The following is a 23,688-nucleotide window of genomic DNA, read 5'->3' as shown; positions in this document are numbered from 1 at the left end:
GTCAGGCGGTACGGATAACCGCCTGACAGCGTTACGCGATCAAAACTCTAGCGCGGCGGTCTCTGTCTCGCCTTCAGACGGCTCCGCTTCTGCCTCGCCCTCATTTTCGCCGTCCTGTCTCACCCGGTCCGTGCCCGCCAGATTGTCGTCGGAATTCCGGTCGATCAACTTGTTGTAGGGATCAATCCCGACAACGGTCGGTTCAACATCTGTGACGATGGTGAAGGTCATCTGGGCCTGGTCGATCCGGACCCGCTCGAAATGAAGGATATGATCGGTTCCTTCGTTCACGCTATCCGGTGAGTCTGTGAAGACACCGATATCGATATCATAGGCAATTGGCTCTTCGGTCTCATTGCCTTCGCCATCGGCCTCGAAGAGGCGTGCATTCACGGTGAAGGTGGTTTCCCAACGGCCACCTTCCAGCTCGCGGCGCTGAGGCGCCAGATCGGCATCATCGGTTTCCACTGACAGATCAAATATCATGATCCGCTCGAAGAAATCGGTGATCAGTTGATCATGTTCGGGACCGGCTTCTTCACGCAGAAGGCGGAGAAAATCGAGCGTCGTGGGATAGGGCGCATGCTGATACTGGAATTCCTGTATCAGCCGGCGCATGGCCCGGTTTACCGTCTCCTCGCCGATATAATCCTGCAAGGCGTACATGATGACGGCGCCTTTGCGATAATGGATATATCCCTGGTTTTCGACACGATAGAGCGGCAGCTCGGCGCGGGTTTCATTGCCCCGGCCCTGCAGATATTGATCCAGCTCATATTTCAGGAACCGGCGCATATGGTCCTCGCCATATTCCTGCTTCATCACCATTAATGCAGCGTACTGCGCGAAGGTTTCCACCAGCATCGCGCCGCCCTGCACATTTGGCCCCATGACCTGGTGGGCCCACCATTGGTGCGCGGCCTCGTGAGCCGTGATGTAGTAGACATAATCAATATTGTCCGGATCGCTCAGATTGGCCGTAAAGCCGATATTCTCTGAATAGGCGATCGTGTTCGGGAAGGACTGCGCAAACCCTCCATAGGGAAATTGCAGGGTCCGGTACTGACGATACTGGTAGGGGCTGAAGGCCTCTGAGAAATAGGTGATGGAATCCTGTGAGGCTTCCAGCATCCGCTGGACATTCCACTCATGAGGTTCGTGATAGAAGACCTGATAATTCACGCCATCGACTTCTTCTTCCGCCAGCTCGTAGTCCGCCGACATGAAGTTGAAGAAGTTGAGGCTGCGATCCTCCATCACATACTCGAAATAGGTCCGGCCGTTTTCCGACCACATGCTTTGCAGATAGCCCGGTGCCACCACGGTCTGACCTTCGACCGTCGAAACAACCGTCCGGAAGGTCACATAATCGCTGTCCTGGCGAATATAGTTTTCGCTCCAGCGGCTCTCATCTTCCAGAGGAAAGGCGCGTTCCAGCTCCGGCAAATCCAGGCGGCGGCGGGTCGGCGGATCCTGGATCAGCACATTCCGGGAAAAGCCGATAATCGGCGCGAACTCGCCATTATTGAAGAAGGTCCCATTATAGCGAACCGATGAATTATTGCCGCTATTTCGGAAGCCGGGATTGGTGACTTCCACCTGGAAGCTAAGCTCCCGCCGCTCGCCCGGAGCCAACGGTGTTTGCAGCTCGAACGCATAGAGCTCGGCGAACTCGCTGCGCATTTCTGCCGTATCGCCCTCAAGCGACTGTTCGATCACATCGGCCGAGCCATAGGAAACCCAGATGACCGGAATATCGGTATCAGTCCGGTTTTCCAGCATGTTGGTGCCGGAAACAGTGTATCGCCGCTCATTGGGAAAAATGTCGATTGTGTATTCGACATCAGTGATAGTGGGTTGCGGCAGGTCCTCCAGCTGACCACGCCATTCACGCTCGAAGTCCGCGGCCAGCCGCTCTCCATCTCGGCTGGACTGATACTCGTTCAGCACTGTTGTGTTGTAGAAAATCCAGCTGCCTGACCCGATCGCAATCGCCAGCGCCAGGCCGGCCATTGCTGCGGTCGGGGCATTGAATGCGCGCGGCAAAGCCAGAAGGCGTTGCCACAGCGGCGCCAGCGCCCCGCGATTGAACATCACGGCCGCAATCAGGAAGAGGAAAAGCGTCACCCCGCCCCAATAGAGGTGATACCAGGCCTGAATACCCAGGAAGTGGCCGTATTCGTTCATATCCGAATACGGACCGATCGCGACGAAGGGGAATTGGTAGAGATTGTGGTTGAGGCCGATATTGTTCAGCACAAAGGCGGTGAATATGAACACCACGCCAATGGCCGCAATGCCCAACCACTTATTGTTGGTGATGACCTGCAGGAAGATGGCGAGCATCGACAGCAGCATCAGCGGATAGACGATCTCGAAAAGCGAGCGGATCAGATACTGGTCCAGCTCGACATCGGTATAACCCCGCACCAGCTGCGATCCGATTGCGATCAGAAGCGCGACCGACATCAGGCCGACAATCACCACGAACATGCCGACCAGCTTCGCGGTCATGAAGACCCAGCTGGGGGTGGGTGTCGCATCGACAATATCCGAGAACCGCACCGAGCGCTCACGCCAGATCAGCTCGGAGGCGTAGTAGATCACAATGATGATGGGAACGAGAAGGAAGCTGCCCGCCATACTCTGATAAACGAGGCGTGTCAGCGGAAAGTTTGGTGTGCCGTAGAAGGGCTGGATCAGGAAAACCGAGAAACCCACCAGCGCCACACCCAGGAATAACAGAACCCAGAATGCGATGTTGAAGACGACGCCCTTCACCTCGAATCCGATGCGCGCAAGGAATTGCTTCATCACCGCTTTTTCCGGCGTCGGTTGAGTTTTCGGCAATTCGATCCGCGCCGGAACAAATGGCGCCAGTGCACGCTGGGCCTTTTTGGTGCCAAAGCGTGCATTGCCTTGCCGGAAGCTGAAAATCAGCACGTTGATGATGAACAGAACAATGGCAATGCCGATCCAGATCAGACGGTTCTGTAAAAAGACACCGTCCATTGGAACCAGCTGGGTATTTTGCTCAGCGGCGGTCCAGTATTGCGTCATAAAAGCCAGCGCAACGCTGCCAAACGGGTCCGTAAGCGCCGAGATTTCCCGCCACTCGATCACCTCCTCGTACAGGACGCCCGCAATTGTGTTGAGCACAAACAGGCCCAACAGGGAGACCCAAGTAATCAAAAGCGACCGCGAAAGGTTGGCCACGGTGAACACAATCATGCCGATAATCAGCATGTTGGCGATCCCCAGGACCAGGTAGGGATAGGCATAATAGACGATATTGAACGGCCCGATGGATTCGGGATCGACCCACGGCATGGCAGACCCGATCGCATTGCCGATCGGCACCATGGCGATGACGAGGCAGGTAATGATGAACCCGCCGATAAACCGCCCGACCAAATAAGCGCGTTCATTCACAGGGGTCGTATAGAAGAGCTCGTGCGTGCCGAAATTCCTGTCCCGCAGGATACCGCTGGCCAGAAACACCACTGGAAAGACCATGCCGAAGAATGAGAAAATCATCAGATTCATTGAAATCGCCTGAGGCGAGTTCGCATGAACGGCATTGGAGCTGCCCAGCTGGATCTGATCCGAGGCGGCTATCCCGAAAGTGAAGAGCAACAGGATCGCGGAAATCCAGATGAAGGGCGGGGACAACAGATGATAACGAAATTCGAAGCTGGCGATTTTACCGAGCATGACAGATCTCCTTGATGCTCGGGCTTACGCCGCGGCGGCGTCGGATTGATTGGCCGTGATCGTCGAGAAATAGACATCCTCCAGATCCGGGGCGATAGCTTCGAACCCGTCGCCCGGATTCTCGGCCGCTTCGACGTGGATCAGCACCTCACCCTGTGTCAGGCGCGTGGAGATGACGCGATACCGGGTGCGGTGTTCTGGCAATTCTTCCTTGCTGATGCGCTTCATCCAGACCTTGCCGTCCAGTTGTGCGATCAGGTCTGAAGGAACCCCCTCTGCCACGATGCGGCCCTGGTTGAGGATCGCCATGCGCGGACAGAGATCGGCCACATCCTCCACAATATGCGTGGAGAGGATAACCACGACATTCTCGCCAATTTCGGACAACAGGTTGTGAAAGCGGTTGCGTTCTTCCGGGTCGAGGCCGGCTGTGGGTTCATCGACAATGATCAGCTGCGGGTCGCCGATCAGCGCTTGTGCAATACCGAAACGCTGGCGCATACCGCCGGAATAGGAGGCGACCGATTTCTTGGCGACCTTTTTCAGATTGGTCTGTTCCAGGAGGCCTTCAACCACACGCTTGCGCTCCTTGTTGTCGGACAGGCCTTTCAATATCGCGAGATGATCCAGCATGGCGCGCGCCGACATGCGCGGATAAACCCCGAAATCCTGCGGCAGATAGCCCAGCTGGGCGCGTAGCTTGGCCGGTTCTTTCAGAACGTCAATTCCGTTGAAATCAATCGAACCCTGATCGGCATTCTGCAAGGTGGCGATGGTCCGCATCAACGTGGATTTTCCTGCTCCATTGGGTCCGAGCAGGCCATACATGCCCTTGGGAATGTTCAGCGACACATTGTCGAGCGCGCGCACACCATTGCCATAGGTTTTCGAAAGGTTCTTGATTTCCAACATGATTTTATCACCGCGGCTGCTGCGCGGAGTCCCTCGCCTGTCCCTGTACAATCGACCCTAGGGTTTGTCCCTGGTTGAGCGCAATTGAAGACGCAGTCAGGTTTTGAGGAAAGGGGGAAGGTTTTCCGCAACGTCCCCCCTCGCACGGATCAATGAAAATCCCGGCTTTTGGGGATAATGCGGACATTACGCGGATGGCGCGGGGCGGGCACGCGGTGGTCATCGATCGGGCGGCGCACCTCATCGGCATGGGCCAGCGCATTATCCATCGCCCGGCGGGCATCTTCCGAAAGCAGCGTCAGATCATGGGTACGGTCGATGAGTTCATCGGCGACCAGATGCACCACGCCTTCCGCGGATTGCACCCGGCCCTTCACCAGCAATAACCGCGCGCCCATGACGACGGGGCGGTAGCGCTCCATGACGCGCGGCCAGACGACCAGGTTGGCCACGCCCGTTTCATCCTCAATGGTGATGAAACATACGCCTTTGGCTGAACCCGGGCGCTGGCGCACCAGCACCACGCCGGCCAGAGACGCCCGTGATCCATTACGCAAATTATTGATGACATTGGTGGTTTTCACGCCCATCTCGCCATAGGCCTGACGCAAGAAGCGCATCGGGTGATCCTTCAGGGAAAGCCGCACCGTCTGATAATCCTGCAGCACATGTTCAGACCGGGGCATGTCTGGCAGTTCGACCGGGGCATCGGCGCCCTGTTCCTTCGTGTCCGCAGCAGTAAAGAGCGGCAGCGCCAGATCCTTGGTTTCGCCGCGCACCGCCCACAAGGCCTCGCGGCGGTCCATGCCGACCGAGCGGAAGGCATCGGCAGCAGCCAGAGCCTCCAGCGGCTGACGGCGCAGGCCCGCGCGACGGCGCAGGGCGGCCGGATCTTCATATCCTGCCCCGCGCGCGGCCATCAGGCGATCGGCATCTTCCTGTTTGAGGCTGTCCACTAGACGCATGCCCAGCCGCACGGCACAGGGCCAGGGGCCGCCCTCTGCCGGTTCCAGCGTGCAGTCCCAATCGGAATGATTGACGTCCACGCCGCGCACTTCCACGTCATGTTCGCGGGCATCGCGGACCAGCTGGGCGGGGGCGTAAAACCCCATGGGTTGGGAATTGAGGATGGCGGCGCAGAACGCATCGGGCCGGTGGCATTTCATCCAGGAAGACACATAAACCAGCAGCGCAAAGCTGGCGGCGTGGCTTTCGGGGAAACCATACTCGCCAAAGCCCTTCACCTGATCAAAACAGCGGCGCGCAAACTCGGCATCATAGCCGCGCGTCACCATGCCGTTCACCATCTTCTCTTCATAATGCTGGATCGTGCCGACCTTGCGGAAAGTGGCCATGGCCCGGCGTAACCCGTTCGCCTCGTCCGGGGTGAATTTGGCGGCATCAATCGCGATCTGCATGGCCTGTTCCTGAAACAGGGGCACACCCTTGGTGCGGCCCAAAATTTGTTCCAGCTCGTCTGCCGGGCCATGTTCCGGTGAAGGCGAGGGATATTCTACCGGCTCGATTCCCTTCCGGCGGCGCAAATAAGGATGAACCATATCGCCCTGGATGGGCCCCGGCCGGACAATCGCCACCTCGATCACCAGATCATAGAATTTGCGGGGTCTTAAACGCGGCAGCATGTTCATCTGCGCCCGGCTTTCGACCTGAAACACGCCCACCGAATCGGCCTCACACAACATGTCGTACGTCGCCGGGTCTTCCGAGGGCAGACTGGCGAGATCATAGCGCGGCCCGCCATGCAGGGCGATGAGATCAAAGCCCTTGCGCAGGCAGGTCAGCATGCCCAGTGCCAGCACATCCACCTTCATAATGCCGAGCGCATCAATATCGTCCTTGTCCCACTCGATAAAAGTACGATCCTCCATCGCCGCATTGCCAATCGGGACCGTCTCAATCAACGGACCCTGAGTGAGCACAAACCCGCCGACATGCTGGGAGAGGTGCCGCGGAAAACCGATCAGCTCGGTGGTCAGCCGAATCGCGCGTTTGATCATCGGATTGGCGGGATCGAGCCCGGCTTCGGCGATCCGCGTGTCATTCACCTCCTTGCCCCAGCTGCCCCAGACGGTGCCGGCCATGGCCGCGCCGACATCCTCTGACAGACCCAGCGCCTTGGTGACTTCGCGCACAGCAGAACGCGGCCGATAGGAGATAACGGTGGCGGTCAGGGCCGCCCGATGACGGCCATAGCGTTGATAGACATATTGAATGACTTCCTCGCGGCGCTCGTGTTCGAAATCTACATCAATGTCGGGCGGTTCGCGGCGCTCCTTGGACATGAAACGCTCAAACAGAAGGCTGGATTGATCCGGGTCCACGCTGGTGATCCCGAGGCAGAAACAAACGGCCGAGTTCGCCGCTGATCCGCGTCCCTGACAGAGAATGTCTTGCTGGCGCGCCCAGGCGACGATGTCGTGGACGGTCAGGAAGTATTGCGGATAGCCAAGGGCCTCGATCAGGCCGAGCTCTTTTTCGATCGCGGTTTTAACCCGCTTTGGCACACCTTCAGGATAGCGATCCTTGGCCCCTTCCCAGGTCAGGTCAGTCAAGTGTTGCTGGGGTGTCTTTCCCGGCGGCACCGGCTCGTCGGGATAGTGATAGGCCAGCTCATCCAGGGAAAAATTACACCGGTCCGCGATCTCCATCGTGCGCTGGAGTGCCGCTGCATGTCCGGCAAACAGCCGCGCCATTTCTTCAGGCGGTTTGATGAAGCGCTCGGCATTGACCTGCAGGCGGAAACCGGCGGTTTCGATGGTGACGCCCTCGCGGATACAAGTCAGCACGTCCTGCAAGGGCCGCCGATGCGGGATGTGATAGAGCACATCATTCGTCGCGACGATGGGAGTGCCGGTGCGCTGGCCCAAAGCTGCCAGCCTGGTCAGATGTTCGCGATTGCGCCCGGCATGGCGGAAGGTCGCCGCCAGATAAAACCGGCCCGGCCACAGGGCGGCGAGTTCGGTCAGCTGGTTTTCAAATGCCTCATCGGGATCCTCCGGCGGCACCGCGATGAAAATCTGGCCCTCGGCACGGGCTTTCACATCGTCAAGCGAGATATGGCATTCGCCCTTGAGCACCTCGCCCATCTTGCCTTCCGACAACAGGGTGGAGAGGCGGCCATAAGCGGCCCGGTCGGTGGGATAACAGAGCAGGCTGAGCCCGCAGAGAAGGTCGAGGCGGCAGCCGACCAGTAGTTTGAGCTTGTGTTCCTTCGCCGCCAGATGCGCCCGGACCACGCCGGCCAGCGTGTTGCGGTCACAGATGCCGATTGCCGAAAGGCCGGAGGCGCGCGCTTGCAAAACCAGTTCTTCTGCGTGGGACGCCCCGCGCAGGAAAGAAAAATTACTGGTGACCTGAAGTTCAGCATAGGGGATCATGCGAGCAGCCCCTGCACAAACCAGCGCGGCGCACCCCCGCGTCCATCCTGATAAAGGCCCTCCCGAAAGACCCAGTAACGGCGGCCCTCTTCATCCTCGATGCGGTAATAATCGCGCGCCCGCGCCTCGGCATTGAAGGTGCGCCACCATTCCGGTGCGATGCGTTCCGGCCCGTCCGCGCGTTTCACCCGGCGCGGCACCCGCCGCCAGATAAAGCGCACCGGCGGACCATCGGGTACTTCAGCCAGCACATCGACCGCTTCCGGCCGGTCAAACAGGCGGATCGGCCGATCGCCACGCGGTGCGGCCAAAGCTTCGCCCCACGCCTGCGGCTCACCCTCGAACTCCACCAGTGTCTCGGCCCGTTGCGGGTCATGGCTGTCGACGGGCCTGACCAGCCGGACTGCGCCCGCCCCCAACCTGGCCGTCAGACGGTCCGCGAGTGCCGACAACGCACTCATATCGACCGGGCCGGGAGAGAGTTCTCCGGACAAATGCCGGGCTTCCACTTCCAGACTGTCCGGGCGGGCGGCGGTAAAGGAGAGGAGATCAATGCCGAAACCGGGATCGATCTTCTCAATCCGGTCGCGGAAGAGGCGCTGGATATGCGCCGGGTCCCGCACCGGGCGGGCGGTGGAGAGCGCCACAAAGCTGGCCGTGCCATTGGACCGGAACGCCGTCAGGGTGAAATCGCGCGCGCCCTTGCCATGCTTTTCCAGCTGGGCGCACAGCTCTTCGGACAGGGTTTGAAGGCCTGCCGTAATGCCTTCGCCGGAGATCAGCGGTTCGACATAGCTTTGCCGGGCGACATAGTCCGGCGGTGGACGTAGGGGCGTCAAAGGCTCCGACATCAGGCCCAGCGCCTGATCGAGCCGCAGGCGGACCGCATCGGCCTTTTCCCGCGAGGCAAAGCGGCGGACCAGGGCCGTGCGATCAATAGTGTAGAGCTGGCCAATCCGCGTCAGGCCAAAGCGGCGCAAGAGACGTTCCGCGTCCTCCGACAAACGCAAGGCCTGCACCGATAAATCCTTCAACGCGGCATCGACGCGTTCTTCGGCGCGGCAGACATTGACCCGGCCCTCGCCATGACGCGCCAGCGCCCAGGCCGCGCCCGGTGACGGCCCCGCGCCCAGCCGGCAGGACACGCCCTCCTCGGCAAAGCGCTCGCCGATCTCGGTCAACAGCGCGCCCTCGCCTCCGAAAAAGCGGGCGCAGCCAGTGATATCCAGCCGCAAGCCATCCAGGCCATCGACAGCCGACAAGGGCGTCCAGCGCGTCGCCCACAGGCCGAGTGCTTCCAGCGCGGCAGCATCCGCCTTGCGGTCAATCGGTTCGGCCTGCAGGTGCGGCGCACGGCTCTTGGCATCGGCAAAGCGCAGACCCGGACCAATGCCCAGATGGTTGGCCGTGCGGTTGGCGGCTGCCACGCGCAAGCCCGTGACGCCCTGCTCGGTCAGAATGAAGGGCGGCTCATCCGGCTTTCCGGAAAGGCAGGATGTGTCCCGGCCGCGCCGGGCGCGGCGTAGACGGTCGATCGGCCAATCCGGAAACCAGACGCAGGCATAGCGTCTCATCATCAAACTCCAGATCAAAGGCACGGCCCGCCTGCCCCGGCGCCAGCCGGGATCGTTCCAGTGTCGCGCGCCAGCGGGGGGCACCCGGCGCACGTGGATCAAACCGGTTGGGGGAGGAGGACGCCGGGGCAATGCGCCAGCGGGCATGGGCAGCAGTCGCGCCTTCGCGATTGTGCGGCAAAAGTAAGAGGGCGGGCGTATGACCGGTTTCGGCCGCCAGGATGAGGCGGCGGCTGGCGGTGAAGTCTGCGTCCCTCACCTCGGTGACAACGGCAGCCACCGCACCAGAGCGCAAGCCTTCCTCGGTCGCCATCAGGGCTTCGAGTGTGGAGCCGACTTCGACAAAAAGGAAACGTGCCGGGTCCAGTCCGAAGGCGGCAGCGCCCAGCCCCGTCAGACGGCCCTGATCAAGGGTGAGCACGCGCTCGCGGATCCATAGCCAGATGCCCGGCCGGGATTTGGTGAGCGCCGCAAGCGCAAAGCCTGCGGCTGCGCCGGCATCGCCATAGGAGGCTTCGGCGATTTCATGCACGCCCTCGCGCGCCAATCCGAAAGGAAAAGCGGCGGTCGCGTCTTCATCGCGCAAGCCGCTGGCCGGCTGCACGAGGCGCTGAAACCCCATCTGCTCGATCATATGTTCTATTTTTGTTCCAAGCGTGGTAAGAGTCAATCGGCAGGATGGAAGATGTTCAAGATGTACCGGAGAGCGGAACAAATTAATTGACAAATGTACCGCTGATCGATACATGAGAGGCAGGAATGATCAGGAGCTTTGCCGACAAAACCACAGAACGCGTTTTCTACGGCGACATTCCGAAAGGCTTTCCGGCAGAGCTGGCCTCACGGACGCGGCGGCTTCTAACCCGGATCGCCGCTGCGAACACCGTGGAGGATTTACGTGTGCCGCCCTCCCACAGGCTGCACAAGCTATCCGGGGATCAGGCCGGGCGATGGTCCGTATCGGTCAATATGCAATATCGCATCACCTTCCGATTTTCAGACGGCGATGCCCATGAAGTCCGGTTCGAGGACTATCACTGAGGAACACGATGGAACCGCAAAAATTCAAACAGCCCACCGCCACTGTTGGCGAGCACCTCGCTGACTTTATGGAGGATTACGGCATCAAGGCGCCCACTCTGGCCAAGCGGTTGGATGTCGGGCGCTCGCGGCTGCAAAGATTGATGGAAGGTGCGCGCTGCGATGGTGATATGGCGCTTCGCCTGGCGCGCGCTTTTGAAACTACGCCCGAATACTGGCTGAACCTGCAAGCCTTGCGGGATTTGTCGGAAGCCATGGTCACAAAGGGCCAGACGATTTCTCAAACCGTCCAGCCCTTGCGAGAGGCCAGCTAGGCCGCCAGACCTTGCACGGCTTGCTTGGCAGCAGCATCGGCGGTGACGGCATCCGTGCCCGCCAGGCTGCTGTCGATCACGGTGACATCGGTGATGCCGACGAATTTCAGCGCCTGACGCAGATAAGGCGTGGCGAAATCAATCTCGCCGTCGATCGGCGTGCCGCCAGAGACCACGACGACATAGGCCTTCTTGCCGCTCAAAAGTCCTTCCGGGCCATTGGGCGTGTAACGGAAAGTGACGCGGGCGCGGGCGATCATATCGACCCAGGCTTTCAGTGCAGCGGGAACCCCGAAATTATAGATCGGCGTGGCGATCACCAGCGTGTCGGCATCCATCAACTCGCTGACCATCGCATCGGAATGGGCGAGCGCCGCACGCTGTTCCTCGGTGCGTTGCGCCGGGTCGGTGAAATTGGCATTGATCCAGGCTTCATCGACAAAGGGCATGCCGTCTGTAAGGTCCCGCTCGATGACGCGATCAAACGTCTGCCCAAGGGATAGTTTTTCGACCAGCTGGTCGGCAATCAGGCGGCTCCGCGAGCCGGTCTTGCGCATGCTGGCATCGACGCGAAGAAGGGTGTTGGACATATTTGTCTCTCCTCAAACTCACCAGCTCGCTGGCTGTTAACGGCAGAGATAATTTCCCCTACGCGGAATAAAACCGGAGGTATGGAAAGTTATTGCTTCCGTTTTGGAACAATTGGACCACAAAACCCGGCGAACATGTCCGGCGGCACCGCTTGGCTTCAAATGTCAGATGATCCGACACGCCGGGACGGTCTCACCAGGGCTCGTCATACCGCGTGAACTGAACTTCACCGGAGGGAAGCAACTCGAACAGCAATTGTTCCAACTCGTCGATTGGCAGGTTTGAAAAGTTGGAAACGCCACAAAAGTTCTCCGGAGCGCCTCTATGCCTCAGAAAACCAACCGTCTTTCCGCGAAAATCCAAAATCAGAATATCAAAGTAATCCAGATTATCACAGCCGGTATCGACCTCTAGATTCAGCCGCTGAGCGATTGCAATAGGGGTTAGGTTCAACGCTCCGACAGTGGTCTCATACAGAACACGGTCTTCAGTATATGGAACTTTCCGTATCTCAGGCATGACGGGCTCGCTCCCAACAAGGTCGCAGAAAATACCCGGCCAGCCTAAGATTGCGAGTCTCACCTGTGACAGCCCGCCCCCGTGCAATTCACCAAGAGGCAGAGTAAGAGACGCGCAATATTTCTTCCCGCCGGATTTTCCTGCCCATGTTCGACAATATCCTGACCGACAATTACACCCCGCCGAAGACCTGTACGGTGGAGCGGGTGACCGCCGTCAAGCACTGGACGGACACGCTGTTTTCTTTCCGGATCACGCGGCCTGCGGCGTTCCGCTTCCGCGCCGGCGAGTTCATCATGATCGGGCTGATGATTGGTGGTAAGCCGGTCTTGCGCGCCTATTCCATCTGCAGCCCGACCTGGGATGAAGAGTTGGAATTTTATTCCATCAAAGCTCCCGGCGGTCAGCTGACCACCGAGCTGCAACACATTCAGATCGGCGATGGCGTATTGCTGGGTAAGAAACCCACCGGCACGTTGGTGCATGACGCGCTGGTGCCGGGCGAGCATCTCTATCTTTTCTCCACCGGGACGGGACTGGCACCCTTTGCCAGCATCATCCGCGAGCCGGAGACCTATGAGAAGTTCAAGGAAGTCATCCTGACCCATACCTGCCGCACCGGTGCCGAACTGGAATATGGCCGACAGCTGGTCGAAGACATCCGCAAGGACCCGCTGGTCGGAGAGCTGGTCGGCGACCGGTTGATCCACTTTACGTCCTGCACGCGCGATGAAAATGAGTCCCAGCGCGGCCGGATTACCGACCTCATTGAAAACGGCGAGCTCGCTTCTGTGATCGGACGGCCGGACCTGGACCCGGCGACAGACCGGGTGATGATCTGTGGATCGGACGCCATGCTGCGGGATCTGAAGGATATGATGATCGCGCGCGGGTTCGAGGAAGGCTCCAACGCCGCCCCGGCGCAATTTGTCATCGAAAAAGCCTTCGCCGGAGACGGCGTCACCAGCTGATGGCCACGCCCCCGCTTCTGACATTGCAGAATATGGCGCTAACCTTCGGGGTCACGCCGCTTTTGCGCGAGGCCAGCCTGACGGTCTCGGAAGGCGACCGGATCTGCCTCGTCGGACGCAACGGGTCTGGCAAGTCAACCTTCTTGAAGATTGCCGCAGACCTGGTTGAAGCCGATAGTGGCGAGCGGTTTCTGCACCCCGGTGCAACCGTGCGCTATCTGGATCAGGACCCGGATCTGACGGCTTTTACAACCGTGTTTGATTACGTTCGCGACGGCCTCGCCCCGGGCGATGATGAACATCGCGCGCTTTATTATCTCAATGCGCTCGGCCTGACGGGGGATGAAACCACCGGACAGCTCTCTGGCGGAGAGCGCCGCCGCGCGGCGCTGGCGCGGACGCTGGCCCCAGCGCCGGACCTGCTTTTGCTGGATGAGCCCACCAACCATCTCGACCTGCCCGCCATTGAATGGCTGGAGGAGGAGCTGAAATCCTGTGGCTCGGCACTCGTCCTGATCTCTCACGACCGGCGCTTTTTATCCAACCTGTCGCGCCAGACCGTCTGGCTGGATCGCGGTGTGACGCAGGAGCTCAACAAGGGCTTTGCCGCGTTCGAGGACTGGCGCGATGAGCTCTTGGAAAAAGAAGCGGACGAACAGCACAAGCTGGACCGGCAGATTGCGCGCGAGGAACACTGGGTGCGCTATGGCGTGACCGCGCGGCGCAAGCGCAATGTCCGGCGGATGCGGGAATTATCCGACCTGAAGGACAAGCGCCGCAATTATGAGAAAACCACCGGGCTGGCCTCTATCGAGCAGTCCGAAGCCGGCAAGACCGGCAAGCGCGTTGTAGAAGCGCGAAACCTTTCCAAATCCTATGACGAGCTGGCTCTGGTCCGGGATTTTTCGATCCGTATCGAGCGAGGAGAGCGCATCGGCCTGATTGGCCAGAATGGCGCCGGCAAGACCACGCTGTTGAACATGCTGATCGGAAAGCTGAACCCCGATGATGGCAGCATCGAACACGGCACCAATCTGGAAATCGCCACGCTGGATCAGCATCGTGCGGCGCTAAAACCGGATTGGACGGTCAAGGATGCGCTCTCGCCTGGCGGCGACATGGTCGAAGTTGGCGGTCAGACCAAGCATGTCATGTCCTACATGAAGGACTTCCTGTTCCGCCCCGAACAGGCAGGCACGCCGGTGGAAACCTTATCCGGCGGGGAAAAAGCGCGGCTCTTGCTGGCCCGCGCGCTGGCCCGGCCGTCGAATGTGCTGGTGCTGGATGAACCGACCAATGATCTGGATCTGGAAACGCTGGATCTGCTGGAAGACTTCATCGCGAATTATGCTGGCACGGTGATCCTGATCACGCACGACCGGGACTTTCTGGACCGCATCGCCGGACGGGTCATCGCCTCTGAAGGCGAAGGCAGATGGCAGATCTATGCGGGCGGTTATTCCGATATGATTGCCCATCGCGGCAAAGACCTGGCGGCCCGCAAGGCGGTGAAATCCGGCAGCGCTGTAAAAACCGCCGCCCCTTCCGCGCCCAAAGCAGAAAAACGCAAAATGGCCAATAAGGACCGCTATGCGCTGGAGAAACTGCCGGGTGAGATTGAAAACCTGATGGAAGAGATCACCGAGCTCGAAAACGAGCTGGCGGCACCGGATCTGTTCACCAAAAACCCGGTCCGTTTCAACGCCACGTCGAAGCGTTTGGCGGCGGCTCAGGACGAGCTCGATGATAAGGAAACGCGCTGGCTGGAACTGGAAGCGCTGCGCGAGGAAATCGAAGCGGAGAATGCCGGGAAGTAAATGGGGCGACTGACGGGGTTTGAACCCGCGACCGCTCGGATCACAACCGAGTGCTCTACCAGCTGAGCTACAGCCGCCACACAATGAGGACGCGGGTTATAGAAGCCCTAGAAGCCGCGTCAAGCATGCCAAGGAGTGGACAGACAGGCCCTTCCAAGGCTATCGCCTCAACAAAATAATGCCTGAAGAGCCCGGTTAAAAGTGTCTGATAAAGCCAAGCCCATCGCCAAAGCCCGCGCCATCAGCGGATTTCCCGAATATACGCCCGAGCTGCGCCGGGCTGAATTGCGCTGGATCGATACGATCCGCGGCGTCTTCGAGCGCCATGGATATGTGAATATCGAAACCCCTTCCGTAGAAGAGGTGGAGACGCTGGCCGCCAAGGGCGGAGATGTCGACAAGGAAATCTACGGGCTGCAAAGGCTGAATGCCGAGGGTGACGATAAGGGTGCGCGCCTGGCACTGCACTTTGACCTCACCGTGCCGACGGCGCGCTATGTCGCCCAGCATTTCAATGCGCTGACCTTCCCCTTCAAGCGCTATCAGATCCAGCGGGTCTGGCGCGGCGAACGCCCGCAGGAAGGCCGCTTCCGCGAATTTCTGCAATGCGATGTGGATGTCATCGATCAGGATCAGATTTCGTACGATTTCGATGCCGAGATCGCGCTGGTCGCCATGCAGGCGCTGAATGCGATTGGGGCCGGGCCGATCCGCTTCATGCTGAACAACCGGAAAATCCTGATCGGCTTCTATGAAGGCCTCGGCATCGAGAACGCTGCCGATGTGATCCGCGTCGTGGACAAGATCGACAAGCTGCCGCCCGCCGAGATCGAACGGATTCTGACCGGCGAACTCGGCCTTTCGACGGACACGGCGCAATCCTGTCTGGCGCTGGCGCAGATCCGCACGACGGATCACGGGTTTGCCGACGAGGCCCGCAAGCTGGGCGTGTCCAGCGAGCTCTTTGAAGAAGGCCTGGCCGAGCTGGGAAACGTAATGAACCGCCTGAATGCAGCGGATAAGGGCGAATGCGTCGTGGAGGCCAATTTGGGGATTGCGCGCGGCCTCGATTATTATACCGGCGTTGTCTATGAGGCGCAACTCATTGATTATCCGGAATATTCCACGATCTGCGCGGGCGGCCGCTATGCTGATCTGGTCGGCGCTTATATCAAGCGCGACCTGCCGGGCGTCGGCATTTCCATCGGGCTGACGCGCCTCTTTGCCAAGTTGGTGAAGGAAGGCGTGATCACAGGAGAGCGCGCCTCGCCGACCGATGTTCTGCTTGCACGCTTCCCGGAGAGCGATGTTCTGGAACTCGATAGGCTGGCCAATCAGTTGCGGGATCGCGGTGTTAATGTCGAAGTCTATCACGAGGCGGCGAAACTGAAGAACCAGTTCCGCTATGCCGAACGCAAATCCATCCCGTATTTCTGGTTTGCCGGCGAGCCGCATGAGGTGAAAGACCTCGGCGCCGGCGAACAGGCCGAGGCCGATCCATCAAACTGGCTTCCCGCGCGGCTGAAAAGCTGATGAAAGACCTGGCCATCATCGGGCCGGGTAAGGTCGGGCGCACACTCGCCTTGCTGTTTCATGAAAAGCAGGTTTTCAAGATTGGTGCGCTGATTGCGGAACGCGAAGCGACGGCAAAAGAGGCAGCGGGATTCATTGGCGCGGGTGAGCCCGGCGGAACGCTTTCCGATGCCGATGTTATTCTGATCGCGGTGCCAGACCCGGTTCTGGAAACGGTGATTTCAGGGTTGATCGATACCGATCTGAAGCCTGGAGCCATTCTCGCGCACACCTCCGGTGCGCTCGGGCTGGAGATGTTTGCGCCGCTGCAAGGCCGTGAAGTTCGGACCGTTTGTGCCCATCCGGTCAAAGCGTTTTCCGAGACCGCGCGTTCCGTGGACACTTTCACGGGAACGATGACCACCCTGTCGGGTGACGCGTCAGCCTGTTCGGACCTGGCCGCTGCGTTTCGGGCGATTGGCGGGCAGACGCTGGAGATTCCCGCCAATACAGACCGCACGCTCTATCATGCCGGTATTGTCTTCATGGCCAACCATCTGCCGACACTGGTCGAGGCAGGTTTGAAGACGTTCGAACAGGCAGGTGTCTCGCGCAAAGACGGGCTGGCCATCACCGGTCCCATCCTGCGCGACACGCTGGAAGCTGTACTGGAAAATGGCCCGGCCGCCGCCCTCACCGGCCCGGTTGCGCGCGGGGATGCCAACACGGTGGCGCGTCATCTAGAAAAGATCAGCCGTGCCGATACGGATCTGGCGGCGCTTTATGCGGCGCTGGCCCATGCGACGGCGGATGTGTCTAAAGAGAAGGGTGAGGCAAGCGCGGATGGGTTGGCCGCGATCCGAGCGTTGACGAAGCCGGTCGGTTGACCCCCTCACCCTGACCGCTTATCGCTTTGCGAATTCGCGCTCCTCCCTCTCCCTCAAGGGAGAGGGAAAGAATGCGAGCCTTCTCAAAGGCGAGTATTCGAGGGTGAGGGGTTAGGCCTTCGCCACGGAAAGCTTCACCGTCTTGCCGGTGAGTTTGGCGTCACAGGTAAAGCCATTTCCGACTTCGGTGCTTAAGGAGACAGCAAGCGTTTCCGCCTGGATCATCTCGCCGTGGGCGGAGATGGCGGCGGCGACATCTGCATCACCCTCCGCGCCGATCGTGATGCGGTCAGATACGTCGAAATCGGCATCTTTGCGGGCATTCTGGATGGCGCGGATGAGGTCCCGCGCGAGGCCCTCGCGCTCCTGATCTTCATCGACGGAAACATCCAGCACCGCTGCGCCAACCTTGTCGAACGGTTCCGCCGCCGTGCCTTCTGCGCTTTCCAGACGCATCTCGAAATCCTCTGCGCCCAGCGTCTCGCCTGCGACGACGGCGGTGCCATCATCATTGAGGGTAAAATCGCCCTGACGCGACGCCGCCATGACCTCCTTCATCTTGGCGCCCAGGCGGCGGCCGATGACCGGGTTCACCTTCATCTGAAGCTCGCCATATTTGGAAAGATCATCGGCGAAGACCACCTCGCGGACATTTACCTCATCGGCGATCAGCCCGGCGAAATCGGTCAGGCTGTCAGCTTCCGGATGGGCGACAACCAGCGATTTGAGCGGCAGACGCACGCGCAGACGGAAGCGTTCACGCACGGCCAGCGTCGCCGAACAGGCCTCGCGGACGCGGTCCATGGCCGCGACCAGATCATGATCCTGAGGAAAGATGTCCGCCGTGGGCCAGGTCGTCAGATGCACGGAGCGCTCGCCGGTCAGGCTCTTGTAGAGCTTCTCAGCCAGCAGCGGCATCAGCGGAGCCACGACCTGCGAGACCCGCACCAGAACGGTGTAAAGCGTATCAAACGCGGCTGGATCAGCGGCCTCACCCTCACTGCCCCAGAAGCGGGCGCGCGAGCGGCGGATATACCAGTTGGTCAGCGCATCCATGAAGGCCTTGGTTTCACGGCACGCGCCAGGCACATCATAGGCTTCCAGCCGTTCTTCAACTGTCGCAGCCAGCTCACCCGTCTTGGTGAGGATGTATTTATCCAGCGGATCGGACGCTTGCGTCACCAGTTCCGGACGCCGGTCTTCAAGGTTCGCGTACAGCGAAAAGAAGGTATAGGCGTTGATCAGCGGCGAGATCGCCTCGCGCTGCACTGCGGCCACATCGCGGCCCTCCTTGGGCACCAGAAGATCCCCGCCGGTCAGAACCGGAGAAGAGATCAGGAACCAGCGCATCACATCCGAGCCATAGCCGTCGAAAAATTCGAGCGGATCAGGATAATTGCGCAGACGCTTGGAGAGCTTTTGCCGGTTTTCATCCAGCACCACGCCGTGACAGATCGCCGATTTAAACGGCGGGCTATCGAATAGCATCGTGCCCAGCACCATCAGCGTATAGAACCAGCCGCGTGTCTGGGCGACATATTCCACGATGAAATCGGCCGGGAAGTTGGCTTCAAACCAGTCCTTGTTCTCGAACGGGTAATGCACTGCTGCATAGGGCATGGACCCGGATTCAAACCAGCAATCGAAGACGTCTTCGACCCGGCGCATCATGGATTTACCAGTCGGATCATCCGGGTTCGGGCGGACGAGCTCGTCGACATAAGGCCGGTGCAGGTCGGTGACCTCGACGCCGAAATCGGCTTTCAGCTCTTCCAGCGAACCATAGACATCGACGCGCGGATAATTCGGATCATCCGACGCCCAGACCGGGATCGGCGTGCCCCAGAAGCGAGAGCGCGAGATGTTCCAGTCCTGCGCATTGGCCAGCCAGTTTCCGAACAGCCCGTCTTTGACGTGCGATGGCGTCCAGTCGATCTGCTGGTTTAATTCAACCATCCGCTCGCGGAATTTGGAGACTTCCAGATACCAGCTCTCGACCGCTTTGTAGATCAGCGGCTCGTCGGTGCGCCAGCAATGCGGATAATTGTGGTCGATCGTATCGTGGCGGATGAGTTTGCCCTCATCCTTCAGGCGCTGGATGATCGGCTTGTTGGCATCAAACACCAGCATGCCGTGATAATCCGAAACGGCACTTGTGTATTTGCCGGTGTGGTCAACAGGCACGACAACGCCGATGCCGGCTTCACGGCAGGCTTTCAGGTCATCCTCACCGAAACCGGGCGCCATGTGCACGATGGCGGTGCCGTCTTCATCCTCGACGAAATCGCCGGAGAGAACCTGGAAGGCGTTTTCCTGATTGATGAAATAATCAAAGGGCGGGGTGTAGTGCAGGCCTTTCAGGTCCACACCTTTCACCTCACCCAGCTTTTCATAGCCTTCGAGTTCTTTTTTGTATTTTTCCAGCCCTTTGACCGACAGGATCAGCTTGTCATCGCCCTTGCCCATGACAGCGTAGGTGATGTCCTCGCCGACCGCGACCGCCAGGTTGGACGGCAAGGTCCAGGGCGTCGTCGTCCAGATCAGGATGCGCGCGCCTTCCAGCAAGCCAGTTCCATCGGTTAGCGGGAAGCCAACCGTCACCGCCGGATCGGTGCGCGTGCGATAGGAATTATCCAGCCGCGTTTCGAAATTCGACAGCGGCGATTCCACTGCCCAGCTGTAAGGCACAACGCGGTAATCCTTATAGACCAGGCCTTTGTCATAGAGCTGCTTGAACGCCCAGATACAGCTTTCCATGAAGGACGTATCGAGCGTCTTGTACGCGTTCTTGGTGTCCACCCAGCGGGCCGAGCGGCGGATATATTCTTCCCACTCATCGGTATAGCGCAGCACGGCGGTGCGGCAGGCCGAATTGAATTTATCGATGCCCAGATCGAGCACGGCTTTGCGGCCGGACACGCCGATTTCTTTTTCTGCTGCCAGCTCTGCGGGCAGGCCATGCGTGTCCCAGCCAAAGCGGCGCTCGACGCGCTTGCCTTTCATGGTTTGAAAGCGCGGGATCACATCCTTCACGAAACCGGTCAGCAAATGCCCGTAATGCGGCAGGCCATTGGCGAAGGGCGGGCCATCATAAAAGACGAAATGATTATCTTCCGGGCGCTCTTCGACCGAGGCTTCGAAGGTTTTATCGGCATCCCAGAATTCCAGAATTTCCCGCTCGATCTCTGGCAGAGAGACGGGCGAAGAGAGCGTTGGAAAAGACTGGGTCATGATCGTTACCGGTTGGAGGCATCAGGAAGAGCCGCTTGAAACCACTCTTTGTGGTTCCAGGCAAGCGGGGGCCGCCGATATAGGCAGCCCGATACGAAATTTCCAATCAGGCTTTAGCGGCTTCCGGACGAATACCGAAAAACAAGGCATACAACACCGGTACGGCAACCATTGTGAGAATGGTGGCAAAGGTCAGCCCTCCGATAATGGTCACGGCCATCGCCTGGAAGAAGGCATCAAACAGAAGCGGCGCCATGCCCAGCACGGTCGTGACCGCCGCCAGCAGAACGGGCCGCAGGCGGCTGATCGCACCATCGCGAACCGCCGCGAATTTCTCGTCGCCGCGATCAATGCGTTGATCGATCTCATCGACGAGCACGATGGCGTTCTTGATCAGCATGCCAGACAGAGAGAGCATGCCAAGCAATGCTGTAAAGCTGAACGCAATATTGGTGACAAGAAGCCCTATGACAACGCCGTTCACCGCCATCGGGACGATGGCCCAGATGATCAGGGGCTGGCGCACTTTCGCGAACAGGAGGAACGAGATCGTCAGCATAATGATGAAGGTGAAAGGCAGCTGGCTGCCAAGCGCCGCGTTGGCATCGGACGAGCTTTCAAACTCCCCCCCCCACTCCATGGAATAACCGGGCGGCAACTGGATATTTTCCAGGACGGGCCGGAAACGTACAAAGCCTTCAGCGGCTGTCTCACCCGGTTGCGGATTGGCTTGAACCGCGATGGTTCGAACCCGATCCCGCCGCTGGATGAGCGCCTCTTCGGACTGCAATTCGAAACCGGACACAATCTGGGTGATCGGCACATAGGTGCGCTGGGTTGGGCTCCAGGCCAGCCGGTCTTCCAGATCACTGGCCCCTTCGCGTTCATTGGCCGGTGCCCGGGCAATAATGGGGATCAGGGACTCCCCTTCGCGATACGTGCCGATGCGGCCTCCTTCGGTGGCGAAGATCATCATGTCAGCGATGTTTTCGCGAGTGATGCCCGTGGTTTCAGCGCGAGAGTCGATAATCATCGGGCGCAAAACCGGCGTCTGATTTCGCCAGTCGGTCCGGATGTCGATAACATCCCCGTTGAGATATAGCTCAGTTACCGCCCGATCTGCCAAGGCCCGCAGCACCTGAATGTCCGGTCCGGCAAAGCGGGATTCCAACTGGGCGCCCGCTGGCGGCCCAAATATGATGCGATCTGCGCGCACTTCAATGTCCGGGAAATTGCCGCGCACATGATCCAGAATGCGCGCGGACAAGGCGGGGATATCATCGATCTTTTCGGTGCGGATTATCAGCTGGGCATAGGCCGTCGAGGGTTGTTCGGCCGTGTAGGTCAGCATGAAGCGGGTCGCACCCGACCCGACAAACGTATCGTGCTGCACAGTCTCGGCCTGAACCCCAACGAACTCACCGACTTCCAGCGCGGCAGCATTCGTGGTGAGGATGTCCGTGCCCTCCGGGAAGAGCAGGTTCACAAAAAAGATCGGCGTATTGGTTTCCGGGAAGAAGGACTGGCGCACCTGCCCGAACCCCATATAGCAGACCATCGTCACGGCAATCAGCAATAACAGGAAGAGCCAGCGGACCCGCAGGGCCAGGCCCAGGATGGGGCGGTATATTGCAAACAGCGGGCCGGAATAGATGGACGCCTCATCCTGTTCGCCGCTGGCTCGGGCTTTTTTCCGCTCTGCTTCGAACAGGGCGTAACCGATCATTGGCACGACCGTGACGGCCAGTACCCAGCTTAAAAGCAGCGATATCGCAATCACGGCAAAAAGCGAAAAGAGAAACTCGCCTGTTGCATCTGGCGACAGCCCAATTCCTGCAAAGGCCATAATTCCAATTATGGTCGCGCCCAAGAGCGGCCATTGGGTGTTCTTGACGGCGTCTTCAGCCGCTTCCAGCCGTTTCTTGCCGCGCTGCACTCCCAGCAGCATGCCCTCAGTCACGACGATGGCGTTATCGACCAACATGCCCATGGCGATGATCAACGCGCCGAGTGAAATGCGCTCCATCTCGATGGCAAACATGTTCATGAAGAAGAGCGTGCCCGAAACCGTCAGGAACAAGACCGATCCAACTGTCAGCCCGGCGCGCCAGCCCATGAACAGCATCAGCACCGTGACGACGATACCGACAGACATCGCCAGATTTATCAGAAAATCGTTGATCGATTGATCGACGACAGTGTGCTGCTCATAGACCGGATTGAGTTCGAAACCGAGCGGGATCTGGGGCGCAAGCTCTTGCAATCGCGCTTCAACAGCGCGGCCCACATCAACGATATTTGCGTCTGATTGACCGGCCACACCCAGCGTGAAGGCGCGTTGATTGTCATGATAGATCAGGGTGGTGGGCCGTTCATTGGAAACGCGGGTAACCGTTGCGAAATCCGACACGCGGATCGGAGCCCCATTGGCCGGTGTGATCAGCAGATTCTCAATCGCCTCAACGCCAGAAAGGGTCTGGGGAATGTCGAGCCGGACATATCGCCCGCCCATGGGCGTATCGCCAGCGTCCACAACCGTGTTCTCGCTGCCTATGGCCTGAAGGAGCTGTTCATAGGAGACGCCGATGCTGGCAAGCTCCTCCTGGGGTATCTCAACATAAATCCGTTCTTCCGGTTCGCCGCTGATCGACACCTGCGCCACACCGTCAACAACAAGCAGTTCACGGCGCAACATCCGCGCAACTTCGCGAACCAGATCATCCGAATAGCCTTCCGACGTGATCGCGTAGAATATCCCATAGGTGTCGCCGAAATCATCCAACACGCGGGGCTCGGCAACGCCTGGAGGCAGGCCGGAACGAGTGTCCCGTACCCGCGCCCTCACGCGTGTCCAGACATCCTGCAAAAGCGCGCCATCAATGGTGTCGTCGATAATGACGCGGATCTCCGACATGCCCGGCGAGGATTCGGACCGGATCTCGCTGACCTCGGCCAACTGTTGTAACGCTGTTTCCAACTGCTCGGTGACTTCCTCTTCAACCTCCATGGCGGTCGCGCCCGGATAGGCCGTGAAGATCACGGCTTCCTTGATCGTGAAGGCCGGGTCTTCCAGGCGGCCGACGTTGAAGAAGCCGTTGATGCCGCCCAACAGGCAAAACAGGACGATAATCCAGGTGAGGACCGGGCGCTCAATGGACAGGCGCGCCAGCGAAAGGGCTGGTGTGGCGGAAGCCGTGCTCATTTCTG

15 protein-coding genes and 1 tRNA gene are annotated in these 23,688 nt (G+C 59.4%); 6 read left to right on the top strand and 10 right to left on the bottom strand.

Annotation, left to right across the window (positions count from 1 at the left end; genetic code table 11):
- Positions 1-39: 39 nt before the first annotated feature.
- From ACO079_RS11370 to ACO079_RS11350, 5 genes are all read right to left on the bottom strand, one after another.
- A complete protein-coding gene (locus tag ACO079_RS11370) occupies positions 40-3,714 on the bottom strand; it encodes an ABC transporter permease/M1 family aminopeptidase (RefSeq protein WP_421790132.1) in 3,675 nt (1,224 codons plus the stop codon).
- A 24-nt stretch (positions 3,715-3,738) separates the two neighbouring features.
- Complete coding sequence (locus tag ACO079_RS11365; RefSeq protein ID WP_421790130.1) at positions 3,739-4,626, bottom strand: ABC transporter ATP-binding protein; 888 nt, start codon at positions 4,624-4,626, stop codon at positions 3,739-3,741.
- A gap of 149 nt (positions 4,627-4,775) precedes the next feature.
- Positions 4,776-8,024, bottom strand: a complete 3,249-nt coding sequence (locus ACO079_RS11360) for an error-prone DNA polymerase (protein ID WP_421790128.1) — start codon at positions 8,022-8,024, stop codon at positions 4,776-4,778.
- A complete protein-coding gene (locus ACO079_RS11355) occupies positions 8,021-9,598 on the bottom strand; it encodes a Y-family DNA polymerase (RefSeq protein ID WP_421790126.1) in 1,578 nt (525 codons plus the stop codon). The genes ACO079_RS11360 and ACO079_RS11355 overlap by 4 nt, the downstream gene beginning before the upstream one ends.
- Entirely contained in the window at positions 9,495-10,232 is a 738-nt protein-coding gene (locus tag ACO079_RS11350) for an ImuA family protein (RefSeq protein WP_421790124.1), read from the bottom strand. Before ACO079_RS11350 ends, ACO079_RS11355 begins: the two co-directional genes overlap by 104 nt.
- Positions 10,233-10,357: 125 nt before the next feature.
- Between ACO079_RS11350 and ACO079_RS11345 the strand changes: the two genes are divergently transcribed.
- A complete protein-coding gene (locus ACO079_RS11345) occupies positions 10,358-10,639 on the top strand; it encodes a type II toxin-antitoxin system RelE/ParE family toxin (protein WP_421790122.1) in 282 nt (93 codons plus the stop codon).
- An 8-nt stretch (positions 10,640-10,647) separates the two neighbouring features.
- Complete coding sequence (locus tag ACO079_RS11340) at positions 10,648-10,953, top strand: HigA family addiction module antitoxin (protein ID WP_421790120.1); 306 nt, start codon at positions 10,648-10,650, stop codon at positions 10,951-10,953.
- Here ACO079_RS11340 and ACO079_RS11335 read toward each other — a convergent pair.
- Together ACO079_RS11335 and ACO079_RS11330 are read right to left on the bottom strand one after the other, a co-directional pair.
- Positions 10,950-11,543, bottom strand: a complete 594-nt coding sequence (locus tag ACO079_RS11335) for an FMN-dependent NADH-azoreductase (RefSeq protein WP_421790118.1) — start codon at positions 11,541-11,543, stop codon at positions 10,950-10,952. The two genes, ACO079_RS11340 and ACO079_RS11335, sit on opposite strands and share 4 nt — an antisense overlap.
- Before the next feature lie 193 nt (positions 11,544-11,736).
- Positions 11,737-12,063, bottom strand: a complete 327-nt coding sequence (locus tag ACO079_RS11330; RefSeq protein ID WP_421790116.1) for a hypothetical protein — start codon at positions 12,061-12,063, stop codon at positions 11,737-11,739.
- 146 nt (positions 12,064-12,209) lie between these two features.
- Here ACO079_RS11330 and ACO079_RS11325 point away from each other — a divergent pair, with 146 nt between their 5' ends.
- Both ACO079_RS11325 and ACO079_RS11320 read left to right on the top strand, forming a co-directional pair.
- A complete protein-coding gene (locus tag ACO079_RS11325) occupies positions 12,210-13,034 on the top strand; it encodes a ferredoxin--NADP reductase (protein ID WP_421790115.1) in 825 nt (274 codons plus the stop codon).
- On the top strand, positions 13,034-14,851 hold the full coding sequence (locus ACO079_RS11320) for an ABC-F family ATP-binding cassette domain-containing protein (RefSeq protein ID WP_421790113.1): 1,818 nt from the start codon (positions 13,034-13,036) through the stop codon (positions 14,849-14,851). Before ACO079_RS11325 ends, ACO079_RS11320 begins: the two co-directional genes overlap by 1 nt.
- Position 14,852: 1 nt before the next feature.
- Here the strand turns inward: ACO079_RS11320 and ACO079_RS11315 are convergent.
- A tRNA-His gene (locus ACO079_RS11315) sits at positions 14,853-14,928 on the bottom strand.
- A gap of 124 nt (positions 14,929-15,052) precedes the next feature.
- Here ACO079_RS11315 and hisS point away from each other — a divergent pair.
- Both hisS and ACO079_RS11305 read left to right on the top strand, forming a co-directional pair.
- Positions 15,053-16,384 carry a histidine--tRNA ligase gene (gene hisS, locus ACO079_RS11310; protein ID WP_421790111.1) on the top strand — a complete coding sequence of 444 codons (1,332 nt, stop codon included), beginning with the start codon at positions 15,053-15,055 and terminating at the stop codon, positions 16,382-16,384.
- Entirely contained in the window at positions 16,384-17,250 is an 867-nt protein-coding gene (locus ACO079_RS11305; RefSeq protein WP_421790109.1) for a Rossmann-like and DUF2520 domain-containing protein, read from the top strand. The genes hisS and ACO079_RS11305 overlap by 1 nt, the downstream gene beginning before the upstream one ends.
- A 111-nt stretch (positions 17,251-17,361) precedes the next feature.
- On the opposite strand, the gene ileS is transcribed toward ACO079_RS11305, so the two are convergent.
- Both ileS and ACO079_RS11295 read right to left on the bottom strand, forming a co-directional pair.
- The gene (gene ileS / locus ACO079_RS11300) at positions 17,362-20,481 is read right to left on the bottom strand and encodes an isoleucine--tRNA ligase (protein WP_421790107.1); all 3,120 of its coding nucleotides are present in this window, start codon (positions 20,479-20,481) and stop codon (positions 17,362-17,364) included.
- Between the two features lie 106 nt (positions 20,482-20,587).
- Positions 20,588-23,683, bottom strand: a complete 3,096-nt coding sequence (locus tag ACO079_RS11295) for an efflux RND transporter permease subunit (RefSeq protein WP_421790105.1) — start codon at positions 23,681-23,683, stop codon at positions 20,588-20,590.
- Between the last annotated feature and the right edge of the window lie 5 nt (positions 23,684-23,688).

The sequence above is a fragment of the Hyphobacterium sp. genome (assembly GCF_965228115.1).
Taxonomy (GTDB): Bacteria; Pseudomonadota; Alphaproteobacteria; order Caulobacterales; family Maricaulaceae; genus Hyphobacterium.
The sequence above is the reverse complement of the archived record's forward strand: the minus strand, read 5'-3'. Positions and strand labels throughout refer to the sequence as shown.